The sequence below is a fragment of the Pseudoalteromonas sp. SG45-1 genome (assembly GCF_014164135.1).
Taxonomy (GTDB): Bacteria; Pseudomonadota; Gammaproteobacteria; order Enterobacterales; family Alteromonadaceae; genus Pseudoalteromonas; species Pseudoalteromonas distincta.
The window spans coordinates 155,409-178,745 of sequence record NZ_JACJEP010000001.1 but is presented as its reverse complement, the minus strand read 5'-3'; the positions used below and the strand labels follow the sequence as shown (position 1 = coordinate 178,745).

At 40.3% G+C, this 23,337-nt stretch carries 17 protein-coding genes; 5 read left to right on the top strand and 12 right to left on the bottom strand.

The window, feature by feature from the left end; genetic code table 11:
- Positions 1 to 41 precede the first annotated feature (41 nt).
- On the bottom strand, positions 42 to 2,468 hold the full coding sequence (gene hrpB, locus H5117_RS00775; RefSeq protein WP_182735963.1) for an ATP-dependent helicase HrpB: 2,427 nt from the start codon (positions 2,466 to 2,468) through the stop codon (positions 42 to 44).
- A 285-nt stretch (positions 2,469 to 2,753) separates the two neighbouring features.
- Here hrpB and H5117_RS00770 point away from each other — a divergent pair, with 285 nt between their 5' ends.
- Positions 2,754 to 2,951, top strand: coding sequence for a CsbD family protein (locus H5117_RS00770; protein WP_002958133.1), 198 nt, complete (start codon positions 2,754 to 2,756; stop codon positions 2,949 to 2,951).
- Positions 2,952 to 3,014: 63 nt separating this feature from the next.
- Here H5117_RS00770 and H5117_RS00765 read toward each other — a convergent pair whose 3' ends face one another.
- The 9 genes from H5117_RS00765 to H5117_RS00725 form a co-directional block, all read right to left on the bottom strand.
- On the bottom strand, positions 3,015 to 5,276 hold the full coding sequence (locus H5117_RS00765) for a xanthine dehydrogenase family protein molybdopterin-binding subunit (RefSeq protein WP_182735962.1): 2,262 nt from the start codon (positions 5,274 to 5,276) through the stop codon (positions 3,015 to 3,017).
- Complete coding sequence (locus H5117_RS00760; RefSeq protein ID WP_182735961.1) at positions 5,273 to 5,770, bottom strand: (2Fe-2S)-binding protein; 498 nt, start codon at positions 5,768 to 5,770, stop codon at positions 5,273 to 5,275. The genes H5117_RS00765 and H5117_RS00760 overlap by 4 nt, the downstream gene beginning before the upstream one ends.
- Positions 5,771 to 6,183: 413 nt before the next feature.
- Entirely contained in the window at positions 6,184 to 9,282 is a 3,099-nt protein-coding gene (locus tag H5117_RS00755; protein ID WP_182735960.1) for an Ig-like domain-containing protein, read from the bottom strand.
- Between the two features lie 209 nt (positions 9,283 to 9,491).
- Positions 9,492 to 10,247: a hypothetical protein gene (locus H5117_RS00750; protein ID WP_182735959.1), complete on the bottom strand. Its 756-nt coding sequence runs from the start codon at positions 10,245 to 10,247 to the stop codon at positions 9,492 to 9,494.
- A 76-nt stretch (positions 10,248 to 10,323) separates the two neighbouring features.
- Entirely contained in the window at positions 10,324 to 11,682 is a 1,359-nt protein-coding gene (locus tag H5117_RS00745) for a Fic family protein (RefSeq protein ID WP_182735958.1), read from the bottom strand.
- A 150-nt stretch (positions 11,683 to 11,832) separates the two neighbouring features.
- Positions 11,833 to 14,463, bottom strand: coding sequence for a methionine synthase (metH, locus tag H5117_RS00740; protein WP_182735957.1), 2,631 nt, complete (start codon positions 14,461 to 14,463; stop codon positions 11,833 to 11,835).
- Positions 14,464 to 14,472: 9 nt separating this feature from the next.
- A complete protein-coding gene (locus H5117_RS00735) occupies positions 14,473 to 15,546 on the bottom strand; it encodes a homocysteine S-methyltransferase family protein (protein ID WP_024605362.1) in 1,074 nt (357 codons plus the stop codon).
- Positions 15,536 to 16,483 carry a homoserine O-succinyltransferase gene (gene metA / locus H5117_RS00730; RefSeq protein ID WP_002958117.1) on the bottom strand — a complete coding sequence of 316 codons (948 nt, stop codon included), beginning with the start codon at positions 16,481 to 16,483 and terminating at the stop codon, positions 15,536 to 15,538. The genes H5117_RS00735 and metA overlap by 11 nt, the downstream gene beginning before the upstream one ends.
- A gap of 210 nt (positions 16,484 to 16,693) precedes the next feature.
- On the bottom strand, positions 16,694 to 17,341 hold the full coding sequence (locus H5117_RS00725) for an outer membrane beta-barrel protein (RefSeq protein ID WP_182735956.1): 648 nt from the start codon (positions 17,339 to 17,341) through the stop codon (positions 16,694 to 16,696).
- Between the two features lie 333 nt (positions 17,342 to 17,674).
- Between H5117_RS00725 and ettA the strand changes: the two genes are divergently transcribed.
- From ettA to H5117_RS00705, 4 genes are all read left to right on the top strand, one after another.
- Positions 17,675 to 19,348 carry an energy-dependent translational throttle protein EttA gene (ettA, locus tag H5117_RS00720; RefSeq protein ID WP_024605363.1) on the top strand — a complete coding sequence of 558 codons (1,674 nt, stop codon included), beginning with the start codon at positions 17,675 to 17,677 and terminating at the stop codon, positions 19,346 to 19,348.
- Between the two features lie 154 nt (positions 19,349 to 19,502).
- Complete coding sequence (locus H5117_RS00715) at positions 19,503 to 19,868, top strand: PilZ domain-containing protein (protein ID WP_002958114.1); 366 nt, start codon at positions 19,503 to 19,505, stop codon at positions 19,866 to 19,868.
- Positions 19,869 to 19,921: 53 nt separating this feature from the next.
- A complete protein-coding gene (locus H5117_RS00710; RefSeq protein WP_182673769.1) occupies positions 19,922 to 20,830 on the top strand; it encodes a histone deacetylase in 909 nt (302 codons plus the stop codon).
- 62 nt (positions 20,831 to 20,892) lie between these two features.
- A complete protein-coding gene (locus H5117_RS00705; RefSeq protein ID WP_182735955.1) occupies positions 20,893 to 21,396 on the top strand; it encodes a TlpA disulfide reductase family protein in 504 nt (167 codons plus the stop codon).
- A gap of 1 nt (position 21,397) precedes the next feature.
- Here the strand turns inward: H5117_RS00705 and H5117_RS00700 are convergent, their stop codons facing one another.
- Complete coding sequence (locus H5117_RS00700; protein WP_024596553.1) at positions 21,398 to 22,399, bottom strand: AraC family transcriptional regulator; 1,002 nt, start codon at positions 22,397 to 22,399, stop codon at positions 21,398 to 21,400.
- Complete coding sequence (locus H5117_RS00695; protein WP_182735954.1) at positions 22,383 to 23,303, bottom strand: GGDEF domain-containing protein; 921 nt, start codon at positions 23,301 to 23,303, stop codon at positions 22,383 to 22,385. The genes H5117_RS00700 and H5117_RS00695 overlap by 17 nt, the downstream gene beginning before the upstream one ends.
- Positions 23,304 to 23,337: the final 34 nt, after the last annotated feature.

Sequence of the window (23,337 nt, the reverse complement as noted above, 5' to 3'; positions counted from 1 at the left end):
GTTCAATAATCAAACAAAATCAGTTTTAAGTAAATTAACACCTACATTTTGCTCTTTACTCTATTTGTTGCAACGCTGTTGGCTGGGTCGTCTGGCCAAAAATGTTTAGGGTAGCGGCCTTTCATTTCCTTTTGCACATCGCGGTAACTGCTAGCCCAAAAGTGGGCTAAATCTTGAGTAAGTTGCAATGAACGTTTACCTGGCGATAGCAGCTCCATAAGCAATGGCAATTTACCGTTGGCAAGCATAGGCGTACTGGTCAAGCCGTAAACTTCTTGCATACGCACGCTTAGCTTTGCGGGGCCATCAAGTTGGTATTCTATTTTTATATTTGAGCCACTGGGCACCGTTAAGCGCAAAGGTAACAAAGCTTTTAACGTGGTTTGTTGTTGCCAATCAAAGTAGTTTTGTAATGCTTCAAAGTAGTTAAACTTTTTAAGCTGCGTGAGCGTTTTAATATCTTCTAAAAACACGCCTAGCCACTGCGCTGCATTTTGAATAAGTTGTTGCTCGTTTATTTGCGGGAATTTATCGGGCATTAAATTACTTGCTAGGCTCATACGTATCAGCAATTGTTGCGCATCAGGTTGCTCGTTAAATAATGCAAAACCGTGTTTAGCAAATAAGTTAAGCCACGCTTTAGCACGCTCGCTCTTATCTAGTTTTTGTTTACTAGGCTGGCTGCTGAGCGTTATAGCCCCGAGCTTTACTTCATCTTGGTGAATAAAGCGCGCTGATTTTTCATCAAACTCACAACGAGTAAGTTCACTAAATAAATGCGGTAAAAATTCTTGTAACTCAAATGGGTTAAGCGCGGTGGCTGCAAATATACGCCCACCTTTGTGCCCGCCCATGGTTGCTATAGCTAAGTAATCGTCGTTGTGCCAGTAATCGGCATTTAACTCAGCACCAGCACCATTGGCAAGTAAATAACCATTACCACGTTTTTTAGCGATGCGATCGGGGTATGCCAATGCCACCAGCAAACTTATATAATGCGTATTTAATTCGCTGTTTTCGTCTTTTACTTTTAAGCGGCTTTGCCAATATTTTAACTGTTGTTTAAATACCGGATGCGGACGTTGCTGCTGGCTATGCAGCGCTAAGCTCAACTCGTTTGCACTATTTACTCGGCTCTCAAGTAATGCCACTAAATAAATAGCGAGCCTAAAAATACCAGGGAGTTGGTCATCAAGTATTTGTGCTTTTAATAGCATATGCGCCAAACGAATATCAGCACCAAAACCTAACATTTTACTGCCAAGCGGTGTGAGCTTACCTTTGCTATCAATAGCTTCTAGCATGTTAAGCAGGTTACTTGCTTGCTCACATTGTTGCTCAGTGGGCTTATCGAGCAAGGTTAGCTCATCAATACTGGCTCCCCACTGCTTTGCCTCAAGCATAAGCTGGCTTATGTCTGATGTGAGTATTTCGGGATTGTCGTGGCTATTACGTCGCTCAAAGGTTTGCTTTGAGCCAATTCGATAAACAATACCCGGCTCTATTCGCCCTGCACGCCCAGCGCGCTGCACAGCAGACGAGCGCGATATACTTTGTGTTGTGAGCTCAGTAACCCCTGTTTTTAAATTAAAGGTGGCTGCACGGCGCTTGCCGCTGTCAATTACAATGCGTATGCCCTTAATAGTTAAACTAGTTTCGGCTACATTGGTGGTAAGCACTACTTTGCGCATGCCGTTAGGTGCAGGGGCAATAGCAGTTTGCTGATTAGCTTTATCTTGCTCGCCAAATAGCGTTGCAACTTGGCAGTTACTGGGTAAATCGCTCAGTGCTTGTTGCACGCGTAATATCTCAAACTGCCCAGGTAAAAATACCAATGCGCTACCTGTTTGCTCATTAAGTGCTTGTTTTACTATGTTAGGAATTGCATCAAGCCAGCGACTTTCATCTTTTATGGGTATGTATACTTCATCTATTGGATAGCTGCGACCGCTTGATTGAATTACAGGGCAGTCAAAAAAAGCTGTATAGCGCTCAGTATCAAGAGTTGCCGACATAAGCATGATGGTTAAATCTTCACGTAGCGCACTTTGGGTCTCGAGCGCAAAGGCAAGTGAGGTATCGGCTGCAATTGAACGCTCATGAAACTCATCAAATATCAGTAAATCAATATCGCTTAATTCGGGATCGTTTTGCAGCATGCGCGTTAGCATGCCTTCGGTGACTATTTCGAGGCGCGTATTAGCGCTTACTTTACTCTCACCTCTAATCCGCAAACCCACACTTTGCCCAACACTCTCGTTTTGGCACTTTGCTAAGTAACTTGCAATATTACGTGCAGCTAAACGGCGAGGCTCTAGCATTACAATACGTTTAAAATGCCCGTCACGCATTAGTTGTAGCGGCAACCACGTAGATTTACCCGCACCAGGCGGTGCTTGTAATAACGTAATAGGATTACTTTGTAATGTAGTAACGAGTTGTTGATATATGTCTTGAACCGGCAGCACAGCTATTTACCCAAAATTGCTTTGTGTGCATTGTAACAAAAACCAAAAATAAACGCGCCGCTAAAGCTATGTGGTTATAAAGGATTTAATTAAGGGTTACATAATCAGAAATAATTACAGACCGCTCTGTACATTTTTTAAGGATGTGCTCAAAACATTAATCATTACTGCCCCAATAAAAACATAACACACTGATTATTAATATAAAATAAAGATTTAACTTGTTGGTACACGCTTTGCTCCTTTTATACTGAACGTTAATTAAATCTAAGTAAGGAGAAACTTATGAACAGCGATCGTATGAAAGGTAATTGGAACGAACTTAAAGGTAAGGCTCAACAGAAATGGGGCGATCTTACTGACGACGATTTAGACAAAATTGAAGGTAGCCGTACAGAGCTAGTGGGTAAAATCCAGCAGCAGTATGGTAAATCTAAAGAAGAAGCAGAGCGTGAAGTTGATGAATTTGAAAAAACTCACTAATCGCTAACTTCTAAAAAAACCGCCATTTTGGCGGTTTTTTTGTTTAAGCTGTAGGTTATTTAGTTACGCTTTTAGCTGGTCACCTATTGGTAACTGCCTAATACGCTTTCCGCACGCGGCAAAAATAGCATTACATAATGCTGGCGCATAAACTGGTGTAGATGGCTCGCCTACCCCTGCTGGAGGTGCGTCACTTTGTACAATTTCAACGTCAACTTCAAGTGGTGAGTCGCTCATACGCGGTACGCGATAATCATGAAAGTTACTTTGCTGCACGCGGCCTTTATCAAAGGTAATACCATCGCTGATTGCAGTTGTAATCCCGTAAATAGAACCACCTTGAGTTTGGTTTTTAACGGTGTCAGTGTTTACAACCGTACCCGCATCAATGGCAACCCACGATTTAATTACTTTTAAATCGCCAGCATCCGACACTTCTACTTCAACTACCGTAGCTACGTAAGTTAAAAAGCTTCTGTGTGCTGCTATGCCTAAACCTCGCCCTTTAGGAAGTTCTCGACCCCATTTACTCATGTCAGCTACTTTTTCAATAACATGGCGCAGTCTGCCAATATCTAACGGATAAACCGCTTTATCGCCACCGTAATTATCGTATGTAGCATTTTGCTCTGTTACATCAACAATACGACTCGGACCTATGGTGTCTAGTAAATAGTCTTTTTGGTCGCGACCGGCTTTGTGCGCTGCTTCGCCAATAAATGACTGAATAGCAAAGGCATGAAAAATATTTGATACAGAGCGCATCCAACCAATTCGTGCTTTGGCTTGCGCATCACCGTTTTCTAACTTCATGTTAGGTGTGTTAATTGGGTTATCGGTAAACCCTAAGCGCAGTTCAAAGCTTCCTGGCGTAGTCGCCCCTTCTGAAAAGGTAGACGTAATTGGTGAAAACGCAGTGCGGTGTAAATAAGATTCTATTGCGCCATTTTTATCTAACGATGCTTCAATGTGCTGAGCCGAAACTGCATGGTAAAAACCATGTTGTATGTCGTCTTCACGCGTCCATTGCACACGAATAGGCTTGCCTACTTTCATTGAAAGGTAAGCTGCTTCTGCTGAAAAGTCAGGTTTTGACTTACGCCCAAAGCCGCCGCCGAGCATAGTAACGTGAACATTAATTTTGCTCTCATCCATGCCAAGCATTGCCGCCACTGTTTTCATATCGGCTTGTGGATTTTGCGTAGCAGCCCATATATCAACACTATCTTTGTTGTACATAGCTGTTGCACACGGCGGCTCCATTGGTGCTTGAGCAAGATGCGGCGCGTAATAATCAGCTACGAGTTTATTGCTCGATTTAGCCAACACGCCCATGGCATCGCCTTTATCACGTATGTTTGCCTGTGGAGTTTGTACTGTTTTTAGTAATGACTTTTTAAATTCTTCTGAATTGTAATCGCCATTTTTGCCATCATCCCATACGACTTTTAATGCTTTACGCCCTTGCCATGCAGCCCATGTGTTTTTAGCTATAATCGCAATACCGCCTTTTGGCTGAAACTGCGGTGCGCCTTTTGGTGCAGGAATTTCAATAACATCTACAACGCCGTTTATCGCTTTTGTAGCACTGGCATCAAATGACTTAACAACACCGCCTACTACCGGCGGGCGTTCAATTATAGCCACTAGCGCTTGTGGTTCGCGTACATCGGCTGCAAATATTGCTTTACCTGTTACTAAATCGGCTAAATCTATGTGCGCCATGCCAGTATTAATGTAGCGCCATTCTTTGCGTGTTTTAAGTGTTAGTTTGTCAGCTTCTGGTGGCGTTATTGTAAGCGCTAAGTCGATTAAATCTTTATAAGTAAGCGATTTACCTGAGCTGTGTGTAACAACGTGTTGATTGGCTGTACAGGTCTGCGGGTCAACTTTCCAATACTTAGCGGCAGCGTGCTGCATCATGTAACGCACACTTGCGCCCATTTCACGCAGGCGCTTCATGTTGTAGCGAATACTGCGCGAGCCATCGGTATTTTGATCGCCGTATTTAGGGTCGCCCTTACCCTGAATAACAATAACCTTATCCCACGCGGCTTCCATTTCATCGGCAACTATTTGTGCAATCGCGGTGCGAATTTGCTGACCCATTTCAGAGCGATGGCAGGTTATTTCAACCATGCCGTCTGGGCGCAGTGCAATAAATAAGTTTGCGCGTTTTGCTTGCTCAGATGGCTGCTCTAATACACCCGCAAATGCTCTTGGCGCACTGCCTACAAAATAAGTACCAAGTACCAATGCACCTATTGCGCTAGTTTTTAAAAACTTACGGCGGTTTAAATCAAAGTATTTGTTATCTTGGTTCATACTTCTTCCCCTTGTTCATTTGGGTCAAAATATTGAACACTCGCCATTGTTTTGGCGGCTGATTTAATTGCTTTATGAATACGCGGGTATGTACCACAACGGCAAATATTTCCCGACATATTACTTACTATTTCATCGTCAGTTGGGGTTGGGTTTGTAGCTAATAAGCTTGCAGCTTGCATCATTTGGCCGCACTGGCAAAAACCACACTGCGGTACTTTATGCTCAACCCATGCTTGTTGCACTGGATGGTCGCCCTGCTCGCTTAGCCCTTCAATTGTCGTAATTGAACGCCCTGCTGCTGCCGCTACAGGCAATACACACGAGCGCTGAGCTACCCCATCAATATGCACGGTACACGCACCGCACTGTGCCATACCACAGCCAAATTTAGGCCCAGTTAAATTCAATTCATCTCGGAGGTACCATAATACTGGCGTTGACGGATCGCCAGAAAACTCATGTTTATTACCATTAATGGTAAGCGTGATCATACTAAACTCCTTGGCAAAGCGCTTTACAGGAGGGTTCCTTGTTGCGCGAGAACTATTTTTAATTACTTACTATTTTATACTTACTACTTTTAGCCTACCACTTAGATCTGTTTTATAAAAATACTAATTATTAGAACGTTTAAACCACATTGAAAATATTAACGTCTGATTATTAGTATTATGACTAGGCCCTGCTGACCTTTTAGATTGAAACTCACTCAATCTAGGGGAGATTTAATCGCGGCGGGAGGTTTGTAAACAACAAAGCGTAAATTGCCCCTATGCAGAACCCTTGGGCATTGCATGTTAAACCTCGAAAGATAAACAGCCCTAAATAAAAGTTTAAAAAGACTATTAATAAATAAAAAACCGCCATTTGGCGGTTTTAGATAGTGTAAATAAGCTTTTAACTATTAATTAAAACGGCGTCTACCAAATAAAACCACTGATAGCAGCGTAAGTAAGTAATAAATACTGCCACCTGAGCTAGAGCCTGAATCAGATGAAGGAGTCGCTACCGTAGCCGCTTGCTTACCTTCAACGTTTATAGTCACAGTTTGAACTGCAGAACTATCAAATTTATCTTTAGCTACATAGCTAAACGTTACTACATGATCGGATTCGCTCGTAGGAGTTAGTTTAAACAATCCAGTATCAGGCTCAAATGTTAAAGTTCCTGAGTTTGGCTCGGTTACCACTTCAAATTCAAGTGTATCGTTGTCGCTATCTAATGCTGAAAAGCGACCATTCACTTCACTCTTATAAGAGGTGTTATATGTTACATTTTGAGCTTGTGGGGCTGTATTTTTCAGTTCAATAACAACATTATGAAGCTCTGATTCAACTAAAGAATCTTTCACTGTAAAGCTAACTGATACTGGCTCAACCGAGTCACCACTTGGTGAAAAGGTCACGCTACCTAAAGCAGAGTCCATTAACTGAATTTGCCCATGAGCAGGCGAATTTTTAATTTGAAATACTAATGGCTCTGCGTCTTCATCCATACCTTCTAGATTAAAGTTAAGCGGTGTATTCCAATGAGTTTGCAGTGTCATATTATTTGCTGTTGGTGCTGTATTTTTTAGCTCTAACGTTAAGCTTGATAACGCTGAACGTGAACGCTCTTTTACTGTGTAGTAACTAAGCTCGTCAATGCCTACAGCGCCCGATGGTATATAAGTTAATAGACCCGCCTGTCTGTCGGTAAACTCGACCCTACCCAGAGTTGGTCTCTTATTTAAAACTACATAATCAATATCATCTGATACAGGTAAATCTATTTGTATGCTTTTTAAAACATGATCAGAGTAGCTTACAGCTTCAGGCTTAGCTAAAGGCTCAGCAACTTGATTAGAAAACACCTCCAATGACTGACCTGCCAACAAGGTATAATCAACATTATTATACGTAGAAGTTGCTAACCAACTGTCATTATTCTTACGCCTAGCAGTGTATGAAACCACATTGCTATCTAGGTTATATTCACCAAACTGATCAGAACACGAATACTGCACAAACCCAGCTCTTACAGACACAATGTTATTTAAAGTGTTTTGGCACACTTCACTAATTAATGTTGTCTGCCCATTTAAAGCCACTTTATAAAGTGAGCCATTATAGGTAGAGGCAACTAAAGTTTCTTCTCCATTAATAACAGTGTTAACCAAACCGTTAAAGCTTTGCTCTAAAGCAACTTTAGAAATAGTGTTTTCAGAGTAGTCATAACTAATGAGGTAATCACTAACGAGACTAACCACATCTATATTTTCGTTATTAAGAAAGCTTCCAGTTACTATTGAACTCATGCCGCCCCAATAAAATCCTAAGCGAGGCGATGTTTTTAATAACTCTCCAGTTTGCCCATTTAATACTTTAAAAAAGGTACCTTCACTTCCGGTATGCTCAGCGCCATTACCTACTATTATTTCTAACTTGCCATCATTATTAATATCTAACGTTGTTAAGGTACTAATGTAGTCTCCGCCGCCAAGATATGTTTGAAATAGCTCTTCACCCGTTTCAGGTGAAAACACTTGTACATTCGCATTGTATATAGCAGAGCTGCCAGTAATAATATAATTCTTACCATCATCAAACAGCTGAGCAGTAGTAACTAAATTGTTATTATCCCAATCGTTATTAACGCTTATATTTGTAAGTATTTTTTCATTAGTTTGTGTATCTACTATGTGCAAAGCGTTACTGTCACGCTCGGAATAAAGTATATCTAAGCTTCCGTTATTATTAATATCAGCAAGTGCTAACGCTTTATTTGAGTAGTACTTAATGCCTTTAGCCCACTGTTGGGCTTTATCATCCGTGTTGTGAATATAAAAACCATCTTCACCTGACGAAGAATAACCTGAGCCCCAAGCAATATTTTGTTTGCCATCGCCGTTAAGGTCATCTACAACAATGCCCGACACACCATGCTCTGGATTATTAATACTCCAAAACTCAACGCCTGTTGTGAGTGAAAGCGCATACAAGCTCCCCCACTGACCATCGCCGTAAACTAAATCATCGATACCATCATTATCGATGTCTGCAACTATTACTTTATCAATGTCTAAGTCGCTTTGGGCTGTCCATAAAATGCTTTCAGTGCTCGGGCTTAGCATTTCTATGCTGTACCAACTTTGCCCATTAATCACTTCATCTAAGCCGTCGTTATTAATATCAACAGTAATTAAATGCTCGCCATTAATACTTACACTAAGTTGTTTGTGCAGTACAAATTCTGAATTTTCAAACCTATAAACCGCACCATCACTAAATAAAACTTCTTTTGCATTAGCTTCAGTAAACGAGCCTGTCACAAAATTTTGTGGTACGTTTTCAAGCACCGCAATTTCAGATAAATCGAGCGAGTTAAGAACAAAAAGCTTACTACTTTGATAAACAAAAAGCTCATCTTGGCCATCGCTGTTTATATCAAACTTATCTGCTGCTCTTGGGTAATAAAACTCTTTGCTTAGCTCTATTTCTTGAGTGACTAAATTAACTTTATGTACTGCGTTATTGTCTAAAACATATAAGTAGTATGTATCTGCCACTGTATCTTTAATTAGTGTGGTATCTTCAATATAGTCATCAAAGTCGTAGCGAGCTGTTACTTTATACGCACCTTTTACATATTCTATAATATTAAAATTGCTCTCTTGGGCGGATATAATGTGCTTACTACCCACACCCGACAAAGGTGCAATGTACATGCCTTTGCGACCTGTTGAGTTACCTAATGAAAATTCACGAAATACGCTACTAAGCTCTATGTTTTGCTCGTCTGAGGCCGCTTGAGTAAGGCTATTATTTTTTATAATTGGCGTGAGTTGAGGCTTTTTAGATAAACTTTCAAAATGAGCTTTATCAAAATTTATTTTTTGATCGTTAATTAAAACAGCATCACCGTAAGTATTTTCTTGAGTGTTTTTTATAGGCTGAGCGTGAGTATTGGCATTCACTGAATACGCGCTCATCATGAGCAACGTAAGGCAAGATAGTTTAATCAATTCCATAATCCTTTGTATTTCTTTATTTAATCACGCCACTACAACTGCAACGTTCCATTAACACGGCATTATATAGAGTAAAAACCGGAAATAAAGAAGCGATTAACAAAGTTTTACAAAGACATAGAAGAAATAACGTAATAATATTTAGCTTGCAGCTAAGCTAATTTTCTAAAAAACTTAGCCGCATATTTACTAATTAAAATCGATTAATGAGTGCTTATAACATCTTCAAATAGTAATCGCTCATCGTCTTTATAAACTTCAAGCCAACCTGGTGGTGATGTATCACAGCCAATAATGGTTACATGTAGTATGTAACTATAACGCCCATTTTTAAACGTATGATGGTGATTACCGCCAGTGCCACTAACCGTTACATCGCCGTTAAATAAAACCATATCAGGCTTATCCTTTGCTCTTTTATCAATATTCCACACTGCATAACGGTAATTTCCATCACCTAAATCATCAACACGAATATGGTAGTTAGCCGTTTTCCAATCGAGTACTGGTTTTTCAAAAGTATTAATACTTGCGTGCAAGGATTGCTTACCTTGTTCGATTAAGCTTTTAGCAAGTGCCTCCTCTTTGGCATTTTGTGTATTTATTGCAATAATTCTACCGTCGGTATCTACCCACATAACGCCGTTATTTAGCATAATGCCGCGCCAACCAACTTTCTCCCAATCAGTATTGATGTTTGAGCCGGCAATAACTGCCACTAGCTCATCATTAAATACTTCATCAAAGCGGTTAATAAGCTCAGCCTCATCTTTAATGTCAGGTATCGGATATCGTCGTTTTAGCGGGTAACGAATAAGTGCAGCAATTACAGGTTTATCGTGATCTGCAAAGGCTGCAATAACAGGTAAAACGAACTCGTGATATTTTTGCTCAAGAGCAAATGTGCTAGATGTAAAAAGTAGGTATAACCACGACATGATGTGAATAAAAAACTTCATTTATAGTCCTTTTTTGAAGCCCCCTAAAAAACCAGAGCTACATCCACGAAAAATAAAAGTATTAACTTATATTGTATTATCTTTTCCATGACTCAATTATTTTTTTCTGGCTCAACATACTGTAAACCCACTCCCTACCCTGTTTTTCTTTTTTAAATAAATTTAGCTCAACTAAACCATTTAAAACATTTGATGCAGTATTATAAGCGCATCCTAAATTTTCTTTTACATTCATTGCAGTAAATTGGTGTGCGACTCCACTTCTTGCGACTTGGAAAACAGTTTGTTGCTTATCGTTTAACTTTCTATATAAACCAGATTCCCAAAGCCATTTATTAAAAGTTTCTGCATCCTTAAGAGTATTTTTATAGGATTCTTTAAACTGACTTATTGCACGTATAACGACACTGCACTGATAGTCTATAAAGTATGTTAGATCCATATTATCTGTTTCACTATAAAGGTAGCTTTTACCATATTTGATTGGAGCTGACTTTAAAAGTACGCTGATAGCTATATATCTAAATGCTGCAAAGTCATTTTTAAACATATACCAATAGAATAAAGCTCTGGCAACCCTCCCATTACCATCTCTGAATGGATGCTCATAACCAATAACAAAATGTAATGTGATAGCTTTTATTAATGGATGAAAATACTCTTTATTATCAACATCATGATGACATTCATTTACCCACTTTGATAATTCTTTAATACGTTTTGTTAAACCTTCTGCTGGTGGAGGGATATGGACTGTCACTCCTTCAGAATCAACAACTTCAACGTCATTTGTAACTCTAAATACACCGGGAGTGTAATTATCATTATCAATATTTTCGACGCCTTCTTGGTGGATAGAAAGTATTAAATCAATCGACAAGTCTCTGTGTCTATTATCCCAAGCAAACTTCATCATCTTAAAGTTTCCAACAATCATTTTTTCGTCTGGAGATCTTGGCTTTCTTTTTCTTTTCAGCAAGTCCTTTGCTACTTTAGTTGTTGTTGCAGCTCCCTCAAGCTGGCTGCTACTTATAGCCTCATCCTCAACTAAATCATTTAGTAAATATTCTAAATGCTTTTCTTCACCAATCTTACTGCACATCCACTCTAAGGAAGCACTAGTTGTGTTTCTGTCTGTTTCTGAAAGTGCTTTTTGGATTGTAGGTGTTAAGTAAAACTTACAATTTTTTGATGGAAAACCTACTGATATGATGTGTCTCAATTGCCTATCTCTGGCAAGCTTGACGATAGACCATGATATTTTTTGATCTAAGTTTTTTGGTAGACGATACTTAAAGTCATCAAAATGTAAATAACGACCTTTTGTATCTACGGGTGAAAATAGCTCTAAGTAATCTTCTAATTTATTAGGCTCTTTTTCTGCTATGAGTTGAAAAGGGTTTTTTATTAATTCTTGCGGTGGTTTATTTACCATTTTAATCTCAAAAAGTAGCAATATTGAAATAAGAATAAACTAATTCATTAACCTTGTCTCACTTTATGTATAAATTGAAATATAAAACACAAAAAAACGAGCCAAATTAGGCTCGTTTTTTGTTTTAACGGATAGTTGACCGCTTCGCTATTACTCCGGATCATACCCCAAGTTAGGTGACAGCCATCTTTCAGCTTCTTCAAGCGTCATATTGGTTCGCTTAGCGTAGTCTTCTACCTGATCCTTTTGCACAGCGGCTACTGCGTAGTATTTAGCCTCAGGGTGTGAGAAGTACCAACCCGAAACAGCAGCACCTGGCCACATGGCGTACGAGCTAGTTAGCTGCATGCCAATGCGTTTTTCGGTGTCGAGCAACTGCCAAATTTTCTTTTTCTCAGTGTGCTCTGGGCACGCAGGGTAACCTGGCGCAGGGCGAATACCTTGGTAGTTTTCGCGTATTAGCTCATCGTTTGCTAGGTTTTCGTCTGGTGCAAAACCCCAATACTCTTTACGTACTTTTTCATGTAAGTATTCTGCAAACGCTTCGGCGAGCCTGTCGGCAACGGCTTTAACCATTATTTTGTTGTAGTCGTCTTGCTGTGCGTCAAACACATTTGCTAAGTCGTCTTCTTCTAGGCCGCCCGTTACTGCAAACGCGCCAAAGTAATCAGGCGTGCCTTTGGGTGCTATGTAGTCGGCTAGGCAATAATTAGCAAAGTCGGTTTTTTCGGTTTGCTGACGTAAATGGCACGAAGTAGTTAATACTTCTTTGCGTGTTTCGTCGGTGTATATTTCTATGTCATCACCCACGCGGTTAGCCGGGAATAAACCAATTACACCAAGTGGTTGCAAACTGCCTGCTTTTTCAAGGTCGTCTAACATATCGTTAGCGTCTTTAAATAAGCTTTGTGCTTGCTCGCCTACTACTTCATCGTCCATTATGCGCGGGTATTTACCGGCAATTGACCACGTCATAAAGTATGGCGTCCAATCTATGTATTTACGCAAAGTAGCAATTGATACGTTTTTAAATTCAGTCACGCCCAGCTTTTTAGGCACTGGTGGCGTGTAGTTATCCCAATCAAGCTTTGCTGCGTTATCGCGTGCGCGCTGGATTGTAACAGGCTTAGAGCGTGGTTTTTTACGCGCTTGTTGCTCGCGTACTTTTACATATTCAGCTTTAGTTTTAGCTAAAAAGTCAGGTTTAATGTCTTTTGATAATAAGTTTGAAACCACACCAACTGCACGGCTTGCGTTATTTACATACACAACGCCTTTATCATATTGCGGCTCAATTTTTACTGCGGTGTGCGCTTTAGAGGTAGTTGCACCACCAATGAGTAGCGGCAGTTCAAAACCACGGCGTTTCATTTCTTTTGCTACGTGTACCATTTCGTCAAGCGATGGGGTAATTAAGCCCGATAAACCAATAATATCGGCTTTTTCGTCGATGGCGGTTTGCAATATTTTATCGGCAGGTACCATTACGCCTAAATCAATAACTTCATAGTTATTACATTGCAGTACCACGCCTACAATGTTTTTACCTATGTCGTGTACGTCGCCTTTTACGGTCGCCATCACTATTTTACCATTGGTTGAACCTTCTTCTTTTTCGGCTTCAATAAATGGGTCTAAGTAGGCTACGGCTCGTTTCATTACGCGCGCCGATTTAACCACTTGTGGTAAAAACATTTTACCTGCGCCAAATAAATCCCCTACTACGTTCATGCCATCCATTAACGGCCCTTCAATTACGTGAATAGGTTTATCGGCAGCAGCGCGGCACTCTTCGGTATCTTCATCTATAAAGGTAGTAATGCCTTTTACAAGCGCGTGCTCAAGGCGTTTTTCAACAGGCCATGTGCGCCATTCTAAATCTTCTACTCGCTCGGCTTGTGCCATACCAGAGTATTTTGGTGCAAGCTCTACTAAACGCTCGCCTGCACCTGGGTCTGTGTTAAGTATTACGTCTTCAACGGCTTTACGAAGCTCTTCTGGGATGTCGTCGTAAACGGCGAGTTGCCCTGCATTTACAATGCCCATATCCATACCCGCTTTTATGGCGTGGTATAAAAATACCGAGTGAATAGCTTCACGTACTGGGTTATTACCCCTAAATGAAAACGATACATTTGACACCCCGCCCGACACTTTACAGTGCGGTAAGTTTTGTTTAATGCGGCGTGTGCCTTCAATAAATTCTACTGCGTAGTTGTCGTGCTCTTCTATACCGGTGGCTACGGCAAATATATTAGGGTCGAATATAATATCTTCTGGTGGAAAACCAATGTCTTCTACTAATATTTTGTAGCTGCGGGCACATATTTCATATTTGCGGTCTGCTGTATCAGCTTGCCCGTCAGTATCAAACGCCATTACAACGGCAGCTGCACCAAAACGTTTTATTATTTTAGCTTGGCGAATAAACGGCTCTTCGCCCTCTTTTAGCGATATAGAGTTAACAATGGCCTTACCTTGAATACACTTTAGGCCTGCTTCTATTACTTCCCATTTAGAGGAGTCGACCATAATGGGTACGCGTGAAATATCAGGCTCTGAGGCTATTAAGTTTAAAAACTTAACCATCGCGGCTTTTGAGTCCAACATGGCTTCGTCCATGTTTATATCAATAACCTGTGCGCCATTTTCTACTTGTTCGCGGGCCACTGTTAGCGCGGCTTCAAAGTCTTCTTCCATGATTAAACGTTTAAACATGGCAGAACCGGTTACATTGGTACGTTCGCCGACATTAGTAAATACTGCTATTTGTTGGGTCATGTTGGCTCCTTAATTTAAGTTACAGGCTTCAAGGCCTGATAAACGCATGCGTACTTCAAGCTCTGGCAATTGGCGTGGTTTAACGCCCGCTAGACCTTTTGCAAAAGCACGAATATGCGCAGGCGTGGTGCCACAACATCCACCTACTATATTAATAAAGCCCGATTTACCCCAATCGATAATTTCGGCTGCCATTTCAGGCGCTTCTAAGTCGTATTCACCAAACTCATTAGGCAAGCCCGCATTAGGGTGTACCGATGTAAAGGTTTCGCACACGCGCGAAAGCTCTTCTACATATTGGCGCAGTAAATCAGGGCCAAGCGCGCAGTTTAAACCAATCGAAATAGGCTTAATATGGCGAATAGAGTTATAAAATGCTTCGGTTGTTTGCCCAGAAAGCGTACGGCCAGAAGCGTCGGTAATAGTGCCCGAGATCATAACTGGTAATGTGCGCCCTGCTTGCTCAAAGGCTTCTTCTACACCAAACGAGGCGGCTTTTGCATTAAGCGTGTCGAATATAGTTTCGATTAGTATTAAATCGGCGCCGCCTTCCATTAATGCAAGGGTAGACTCTACATACGCAGTAACTAGCTTATCAAAAGTAACGTTTCGGTAACCCGGATCGTTTACGTCTGGCGAAATTGAACACGTTTTAGATGTCGGCCCTAAAACACCGGCTACATAGCGCGGTTTTTCTGGCGTTTTAGCCGTAAATTCATCGCAAATTGCGCGTGCTAATTTAGCCGACTCTAGGTTTATTTCACGGCTTAGGTTTGCCATGTCGTAATCTTCCATCGAAATAGTGGTCGAGTTAAACGTATTGGTTTCGATAATATCGGCGCCCGCTGATAAAAAACCACGATGAATATCAGTGATTAAGTCGGGCTTGGTTAGGCTTAATAAATCGTTATTACCTTTAATTAATACATGCCAGTCTTTAAAACGCTCTCCGCGATAGTCTTCTTCTTCTAGCTTATGATCTTGGATCATGGTGCCCATTGCGCCATCTAAAATTAAAATGCGTTCTTTTAATGCGGCACTTATTTCGGCTTGCTTATTATTTGTAGGCGCGTTATTCGGCATAGTTGTTAGTCCTCACGTCTTGGCTAACTAAATTAATATCATACGGTGTGGTTTGGTACACGTAGTAATTTAACCAGTTCGAAAAAAGTAAAAAAGCATGGCTTTGCCACGTTTTTGAAGGTTGTTTGGTTGCATCGTCATCCGGAAAGTAATTTTCGGGCTTTGGTGCATTAGGGCTTTTTTTACAATCGCGCTCGTATTCTGCTTTTAGCGAGTCGGCGTCGTACTCTGGGTGGCCGGTTATAAACACTTGGCTACCCGATTTATTTTTAAGTAAGTAAGCCCCTACTCGCTCAGAACCTGCCAGTACAACGAGTTCTTCACAGGCGTTTATTTTATTTATATCAATATGGCCGTAGCGTGAGTGCGGTACCAAAAAGGTATCGTCGAATCCGCGAGTCAGTGCACCGTGATCAAAATAACACTGGTGAGTAAATACGCCACACAGTTTATCGTCTTTTAAATCGCGTTTTAAATTGTAACGGTGATATAACGCTGCATGCGCTGCCCAACACGAAAATAACGTAGAGGTAACGTGTTGCTCAGCCCAATCAATAATGACCTTTAGCTCATCCCAATACGCTACATCGTCGTATTCTAAATGGGCAAGTGGCGCACCGGTTACTATTAATGCATCGTAATTGTTGTCTTTAACCTCAGAAAAGTAACGGTAAAAGGTATCAAGGTGCTCTTCTGAGTTGCTGCTACTGCGGTGAGTGTCGAGGCGCAGTAGTTCTACGTTTACTTGCAAAGGCGAATTGGCAAGTAAGCGAATAAACTGAACTTCGGTTTCTACTTTATTAGGCATCAAGTTTAAAATAGCCAAACGCATTGGGCGTATTTCTTGCGTTTTTGCACGACTTTTTGGCATTACAAATACGTTTTCTTGACGTAAACGTGCAATTGCCGGCAACTCGTCTTTTACTGTAATTGGCATACTTTACTCCTGCTCATAAAAACCGAGGCTTAATTATGAACTGAAAGTAAAAAATATCAACCTCTAGATGTATAGATGTCCAAATGAAATTTATTCATGATTTTTTTAAGATTTACTAAAAGTTATAGATGAGAGGGAATGCATTTATATTGAAGTACTTTGTTTTAGTGAATTGAAATAGCGCTACTAAAATCAGTAGCGCTATTATAATTAAAAACGATAATTTACAGATAAATTAAGAGCGTAAATATCGCCTTCATTTGTATCAAAATATTGGTATTCAGCACTTACTTGCCAGCGTTGAGTTAGCCTAAAGTCAATGCCGGTTCCGTACGTTACGCCGCCTTCATCGTAGTTTTGCTCAGTTATTAGCGTAGAATTTGTATCTGTACCAGTTATTGATTCTGCAAGGTTTTTTAAGTCGCCTTCATTGTAACTTAATTTATTTCTACCATAGCCACCAAATAAAAACACATCAGCTCGAGATGAAATTGGATAATTAGCTTTTACAAATATACTTGTTTGCAAATCAAGGCTTGAATCGATTTCGCTCTTAATGAATTCTGAACTCAGCGAACCGCCCTGTGGGTTCTGAGTGTAAACAATTCCGTTTAGAGGCGTTGACTCATCATTTAACCCAAAACCTATACGCCCTTCTAATGCAAAGTAACGCGAAAACTGATATCCAAACCGGCCGTAAAGCGTTGTAAACTGTATGCTATCACTCTCGTATACATCTATTTGCGTAGACCCTATCCCTATTCCTTGGTAATAACCATTTACGTGGAGTATGTCTGCTTGGCTCGAAAATGAGTATAAACCTAAAAGTAATGCCCCTAACCTTGTAACTATTTTCATGTTCATTCCTTTAAACCTTTGTAATATTTAATAATGTGATGTTTAACAACAAACTAAGTGTGGCCTGCCTATATAACTTGCTTATACTTTACAGCTTGTAAATATACTGTACCACTTTTGTTAAAAATGAAATGTATTTGAACAATATAAAACAATAGATTACAGAATTTTACACAATAGAAATCCTGTAATAGTAGTGTTTTTAACGAGCAATCAAAACAAAGTACTGCTTAGGTAAGTGTATTGTTCTATACAGCATTCGTTGACTGTTTCACCCGTCAGCCACTACAATACAACATTGAAATTTTTATTATTATTTGAAGGCTTTCCTCCATGGTTTTACCTGATAAATTTATATTCTCGATGAGTCGAGTATCTAAGGTTGTGCCACCTAAGCGCACTATCTTAAAAGATATTTCGTTGCACTTTTTTCCTGGCGCTAAAATTGGTGTGCTTGGTTTAAACGGTTCTGGTAAATCTACGTTACTGCGTATTATGGCCGGTGTTGACCAAGATTTTGAAGGTGATGCACATCCTCAGCCTGGTACTAAAATTGGTTATTTACCGCAAGAACCTGTTTTAGACGAAAGTAAAACAGTACGTGAAACTGTTGAAGAAGCTGTTGGCGAAGTTAAACATGCACTTAAACGTCTTGACGAAGTGTATAACGAATACGCCATGGAAGACGCTGACTTTGACGCACTTGCAAAAGAGCAAGGCGAGCTTGAAGCTGTTATTCAGGCGCACGATGGTCATAACATCGACAACGTTTTAGAACGCGCAGCTGATGCACTTCGCCTGCCAGAGTGGGATGCTAAAATTGAGCACCTTTCAGGTGGTGAGCGTCGCCGTGTTGCTATATGTCGATTATTACTTGAAAAACCAGACATGCTTATCCTTGATGAACCTACTAACCACTTGGATGCTGAGTCGGTTGCATGGTTAGAGCGCTTCTTACACGATTACGAAGGCACTGTTGTGGCTGTAACGCATGACCGTTACTTCCTTGATAATGTAGCTGGTTGGATATTAGAGCTTGACCGTGGTGAAGGTATTCCATGGGAAGGTAACTACTCTTCTTGGCTTGAACAAAAAGATGCGCGCTTACAGCAAGAACAAAAATCTGAAAAAGCACGTCAAAAATCAATTGCGCAAGAACTTGAATGGGTTCGTTCAAACCCTAAAGGTCGTCAAGCTAAGTCAAAAGCACGTATGGCTCAGTTTACTGAAATGCAGCAGTCTGATTACCAAAAACGTAACGAAACTAACGAGATGTTTATCCCACCTGGTCCGCGTTTAGGTGACCAAGTACTTGAAGTAACTAATCTTCGTAAGAGTTTTGGCGATCGAGTTTTAATTGATGACTTAAGCTTTAGCATGCCAAAAGGTGCCATTGTGGGCATTATTGGTGCGAATGGCGCGGGTAAATCAACACTGTTTAAAATGATAAGCGGTGAGCAAACGCAAGACAGCGGTAGCATCAGCGTTGGCGAAACAGTACACCTAGCTACTGTTGATCAGTTCCGCGACGGTATGGACGAAAGCAAAACTGTTTTCCAAGAAATATCAGACGGACAAGACGTACTGAAAATTGGTAACTTTGAGTTCCCAAGCCGAGCATATGTAAGTCGCTTTAACTTTAAAGGTAACGATCAGCAAAAGTTTGTTAAAGACCTATCAGGTGGTGAGCGTAACCGTTTACACCTTGCTAAGTTATTAAAAGCTGGCGGCAATGTGTTACTACTCGATGAGCCAACCAATGACTTGGACGTTGAAACACTACGTGCACTGGAGAACGCTATTTTAGAGTTCCCAGGTTGTGTAATGTGTATCTCGCATGACCGTTGGTTCCTTGACCGTATCGCTACACATATTTTAGATTACCGTGATGAAGGTCAAATTAACTTCTTTGATGGTAACTACACTGAATATGAAGAGTGGCTTAAAAAGACCCTAGGCGCTGAGGCAACTCAACCTAAACGTATTAAGTACAAAAAAATTGGCTAAAAATATTGGTTAATTTTATGTTTGTATAACTTAAGCCCTGCACTTTGCAGGGCTTTTTTATGTCACCAGCATTACAGGAGCACATCTTGCTAGCATGTAGAGAATTACCCGCTATGCTTAATTTATTATAAAAACAGTAAGGCTAAATTAGGTTATGCAAAATCGTCGACAGTTTTCTCGTGTGCTATTTTCAACTAACGCTCTGTTATGTTTTGATAGCCAACAGTATCCGTGTAAATTACTCGATCTATCGTTACATGGCGCGTTGGTTACTAATTGTGATGCATTTATTGGCAGCCACAATACGCAAGCAATACTGCGTTTTACATTACCTCAAAGCGATATAGAAATAAAAATGGAAGTAGTGATTTGCCATATTGAAGCCGATCATATTGGTTTAAAATGCCATCACATTGATATAGACAGTATTACTTATTTAAAGCGTTTAATAGAGCTAAACTTAGCCGATGATGAGCTACTGCATCGCGAATTAGCGTCACTTATTAATGACTCACAATAGACTCATTCTCTTAAGTTGATTACCATAGGGCAAACTTTATAAAGCTTATAAATATGCGCTTAAATCCTCATTTGCCTTTGGTATACCATCCTAACTACTCGTTTAGCTTTGATCCTAAGCATCGCTTTGTAATGAGTAAATTTGCACATTTATATCAACATGTTGCAGAGCTTGGTTTAATCGGCAGTAACCTAGTTGAGCCAATATTAGGCACGCCAGAGCCCCTTGAGCTTGTGCATTGCGATAATTATATCCAAGATTTATGGCACAACCGCTTAGATGAAAAAGCAATGCGTCGCATTGGTCTACCTTGGTCAAAAGAGCTTATGGCACGTACATTTACAGCCCCTCAAGGAACGCTTCAAACAGCCCGCTTAGCACTTAAACACGGTATAGCGTGTCATCTTGCTGGTGGTACACATCACGCACATAATGACTTTGGTTCAGGTTTTTGTATGGTTAACGATTTGGCCTTTACCACGCAAACTTTAATTGAATCGGGTGAGGTAACTAACGTACTTATTTTTGATTTAGACGTGCACCAAGGTGATGGCACAGCTGCAATGTTACAGCATCAGCCCTATGCGTATACTTGCTCTATCCATTGCGAAAAAAACTTCCCCTTTAGAAAGTCCGCTAGCGATTTAGACATTGGCCTGGCAAATAATATGAAGGACGACGAATACCTTGCCATAGTTGACGAAACACTAAGTTATTTACTTAAAGAGCTAAACCCAAGCTTAGTACTTTACGATGCTGGCGTTGATATTTGGCAAGGTGATGGCTTGGGTAAGTTAGATATTAGCTGGGATGGCATAGCTAAACGTGATCATTTAGTATTAAAACGCTGCCTTGAACACAATACACCTGTAGCTACTGTGATAGGTGGAGGTTACGATAGAGATCACCTACGCCTCGCTAAACGCCACGCTATTGTTGTTGAACAAGCTGCTGGCTTTTAGTTTGAAAGAAAAATGTTAAATTATCGTTCTTGTTTAATATGTAAAATAAAAAAGAGCATATTATGAAACAGCTATTTATTACCATCACGCTAATTTTATTAAGCTTTACAGCTTACGCACAAGATACAAGCCCAGAAGCAACATATCCTAAATTGCCAACATTAAATTTACAAATGGCTGATGGGTCGCCACTCAATACTCAAGATTTATTAGGTCAACCTTACGTTTTACACTTTTGGGCAACATGGTGTCCGTACTGTAAAAAGCTGCAGCCAGCACTTCAAAAAATTGATGATATGGGATTAAAAGTTATTGCCGTGAGCTTTGAAGAAGATGACGATGCTACTCCCGCTAAAGCACTTAGCGAAAGAGGTTATACTTTTAAAACAGCTGTAAAAGCCGATGCAATAGCACAGCAATTAGGTATACGAGGCACACCTACTACATTATTTGTAAATAAAGAAGGCAATGTAATTTGGCTGACTAATACGTCAAACCCAGAAGATCCAAATCTTCATTTAAATGCACGAACATTGTTACACTCCATAGACATGGCAACTGAGTAACTTATTGCGCTTTTAACTGATTAGGTGTTAAGCCTGTCCAGCGTTTAAAGGCGCGCCGAAAGTTAGGTATATCGTAAAAAGCTAAATGTTCAGCGACTTGTTCGTTATGTTTGGCGCACAGAGTAAGTAGGTAAATAGCTTTGTGCTTATTTTGCTCATCTATTAACGCTGAAAAGCGTACCCCATTGAGTTTGAGTCTGCGCTTAAATGTAGCTGAGCTCATAGCAAAGTGCTTTGCGGTGCACTCTAAATTAGCACTTGGGTGAGAGTATAAGTATCTGCAGACGGCTTCAATAAAAGTCATGCTAACTACGCTTTTATTATGTAGCTGCGACTGCGCTTGCATAAATCGTAATTGACTCGCATGCGGGTTTTTAGCCCTTAACATGGTTTTATTTAATACCCAGCGAGTACATGGCTTATCAAAACTTACCTTTAGCCCTAAATTTTGCTCATATTCTTGAATATGCCGAGGGCGTTTAAAAGCAAAGTCGAACTGACAATGCGGGTAACTTTCGCTCACTCGTTTAAGTAAACTATAAAATGCAGTGCTGTATATCTCTAGCACATAGTGGTAAAGGCTTTCATCAAACCCATGTGCTGGCTGAATATAAATATAAACATTATCGTTTTTAATATACGTTTGGCTAAACAGCAAAGGCGCTAATTGCATTCTTAAAAGTGATAATTGCTTTAATACTTGAGCTAAATTATCGCTATATTTTAATGCCTGAGCTTCGGCTCGAGTGTCGTTAATAAGTTGGCTACCGAGTAAAAAACCACTGTCAGTACTTTTCATCAACAACTTAAATTGAGCTAATAAACGCACCTGCTGAGACACACTAAATGTATGCTGAAAATTAAGTAAGTCTTGTTCAAAAATACCGGTACCGCGTAGCAGCTTATGTAAATTTATGTTTCGGCTTTGAGCAAGCTCTACAGCTGACGTAATAAGCCCTTGAGCGCTTAAATATTTGTCGTCTTGGCTAACAAACATGTGCACGGTGCGTTACTTTTAGTTGATGCTTTTTTTGTTGTAATTGACTATGCAGTTGGCTTGTTAGTTTACCTGTACTGCTATGCGTATTACCTTGTATTAAGGCGGTAGTGACATATTGAAACTTTGCTTTTTTAGATGCTTCAACTTTAAATGCACAATGCTTTAGAGCTCCTTTAATTTGTGCCATCAACTCTTTAGCTTGCTGCTCTGTGGTGGCTGGCATCAATATCATAAAGCAATCTCCTGCGTAGCGGCACACTACATCACTTAGTCGGCAATTCATTAACAATAGCTCGCTAATTTCACGCAGTAACCGGTCGCCCTCACTAAAGCCAAACTCACTATTAAAATGCGAAAAATCACGAATATCAATAGCCCCAAGCCAGAGTGGTTGTTTGCTCGTAAGTTGCTCTTTAATTGCAGAATCTAGGTACTGCGCCTTATAAAGACCTGTAACTGAACACACCTTATCGTGCTCACGTAAATGCGCTTCACGGCGGCGTAGCTGACGATTTAATACGTACTGCTCTTGATGCCAATAATACAAACCCACACTCGTTAACAACATACCTAAAGGTGCTGGCAGAGATTCAATCCAGCTGAGCCATTGATGGGCGGGATGCATTAGCCATTCATCAAGTAAATCGAGGGTTGCCGAGAACATAAATAACCCAACACCTATCACTAAGTAAGTGGTTACTTTACCCGGTGGTCTTGAAATTAATAACGCGGCAATCCATACGAGAGTCATTAATACAATACCGCCCTCCCCCATAATATCGAGCCACTGAATACTGGCGTAAGTTTTTAATACACCTAAATAACTACTTAAAAACACAGCGCTAAAAAACATCGCAATAATAGCGTTTATTAATAATCGGTGGCTGATAAAGGGGTTAAATCGCATGTGCGGTATCTCGTTTATAAATGAGTTTTAAAGT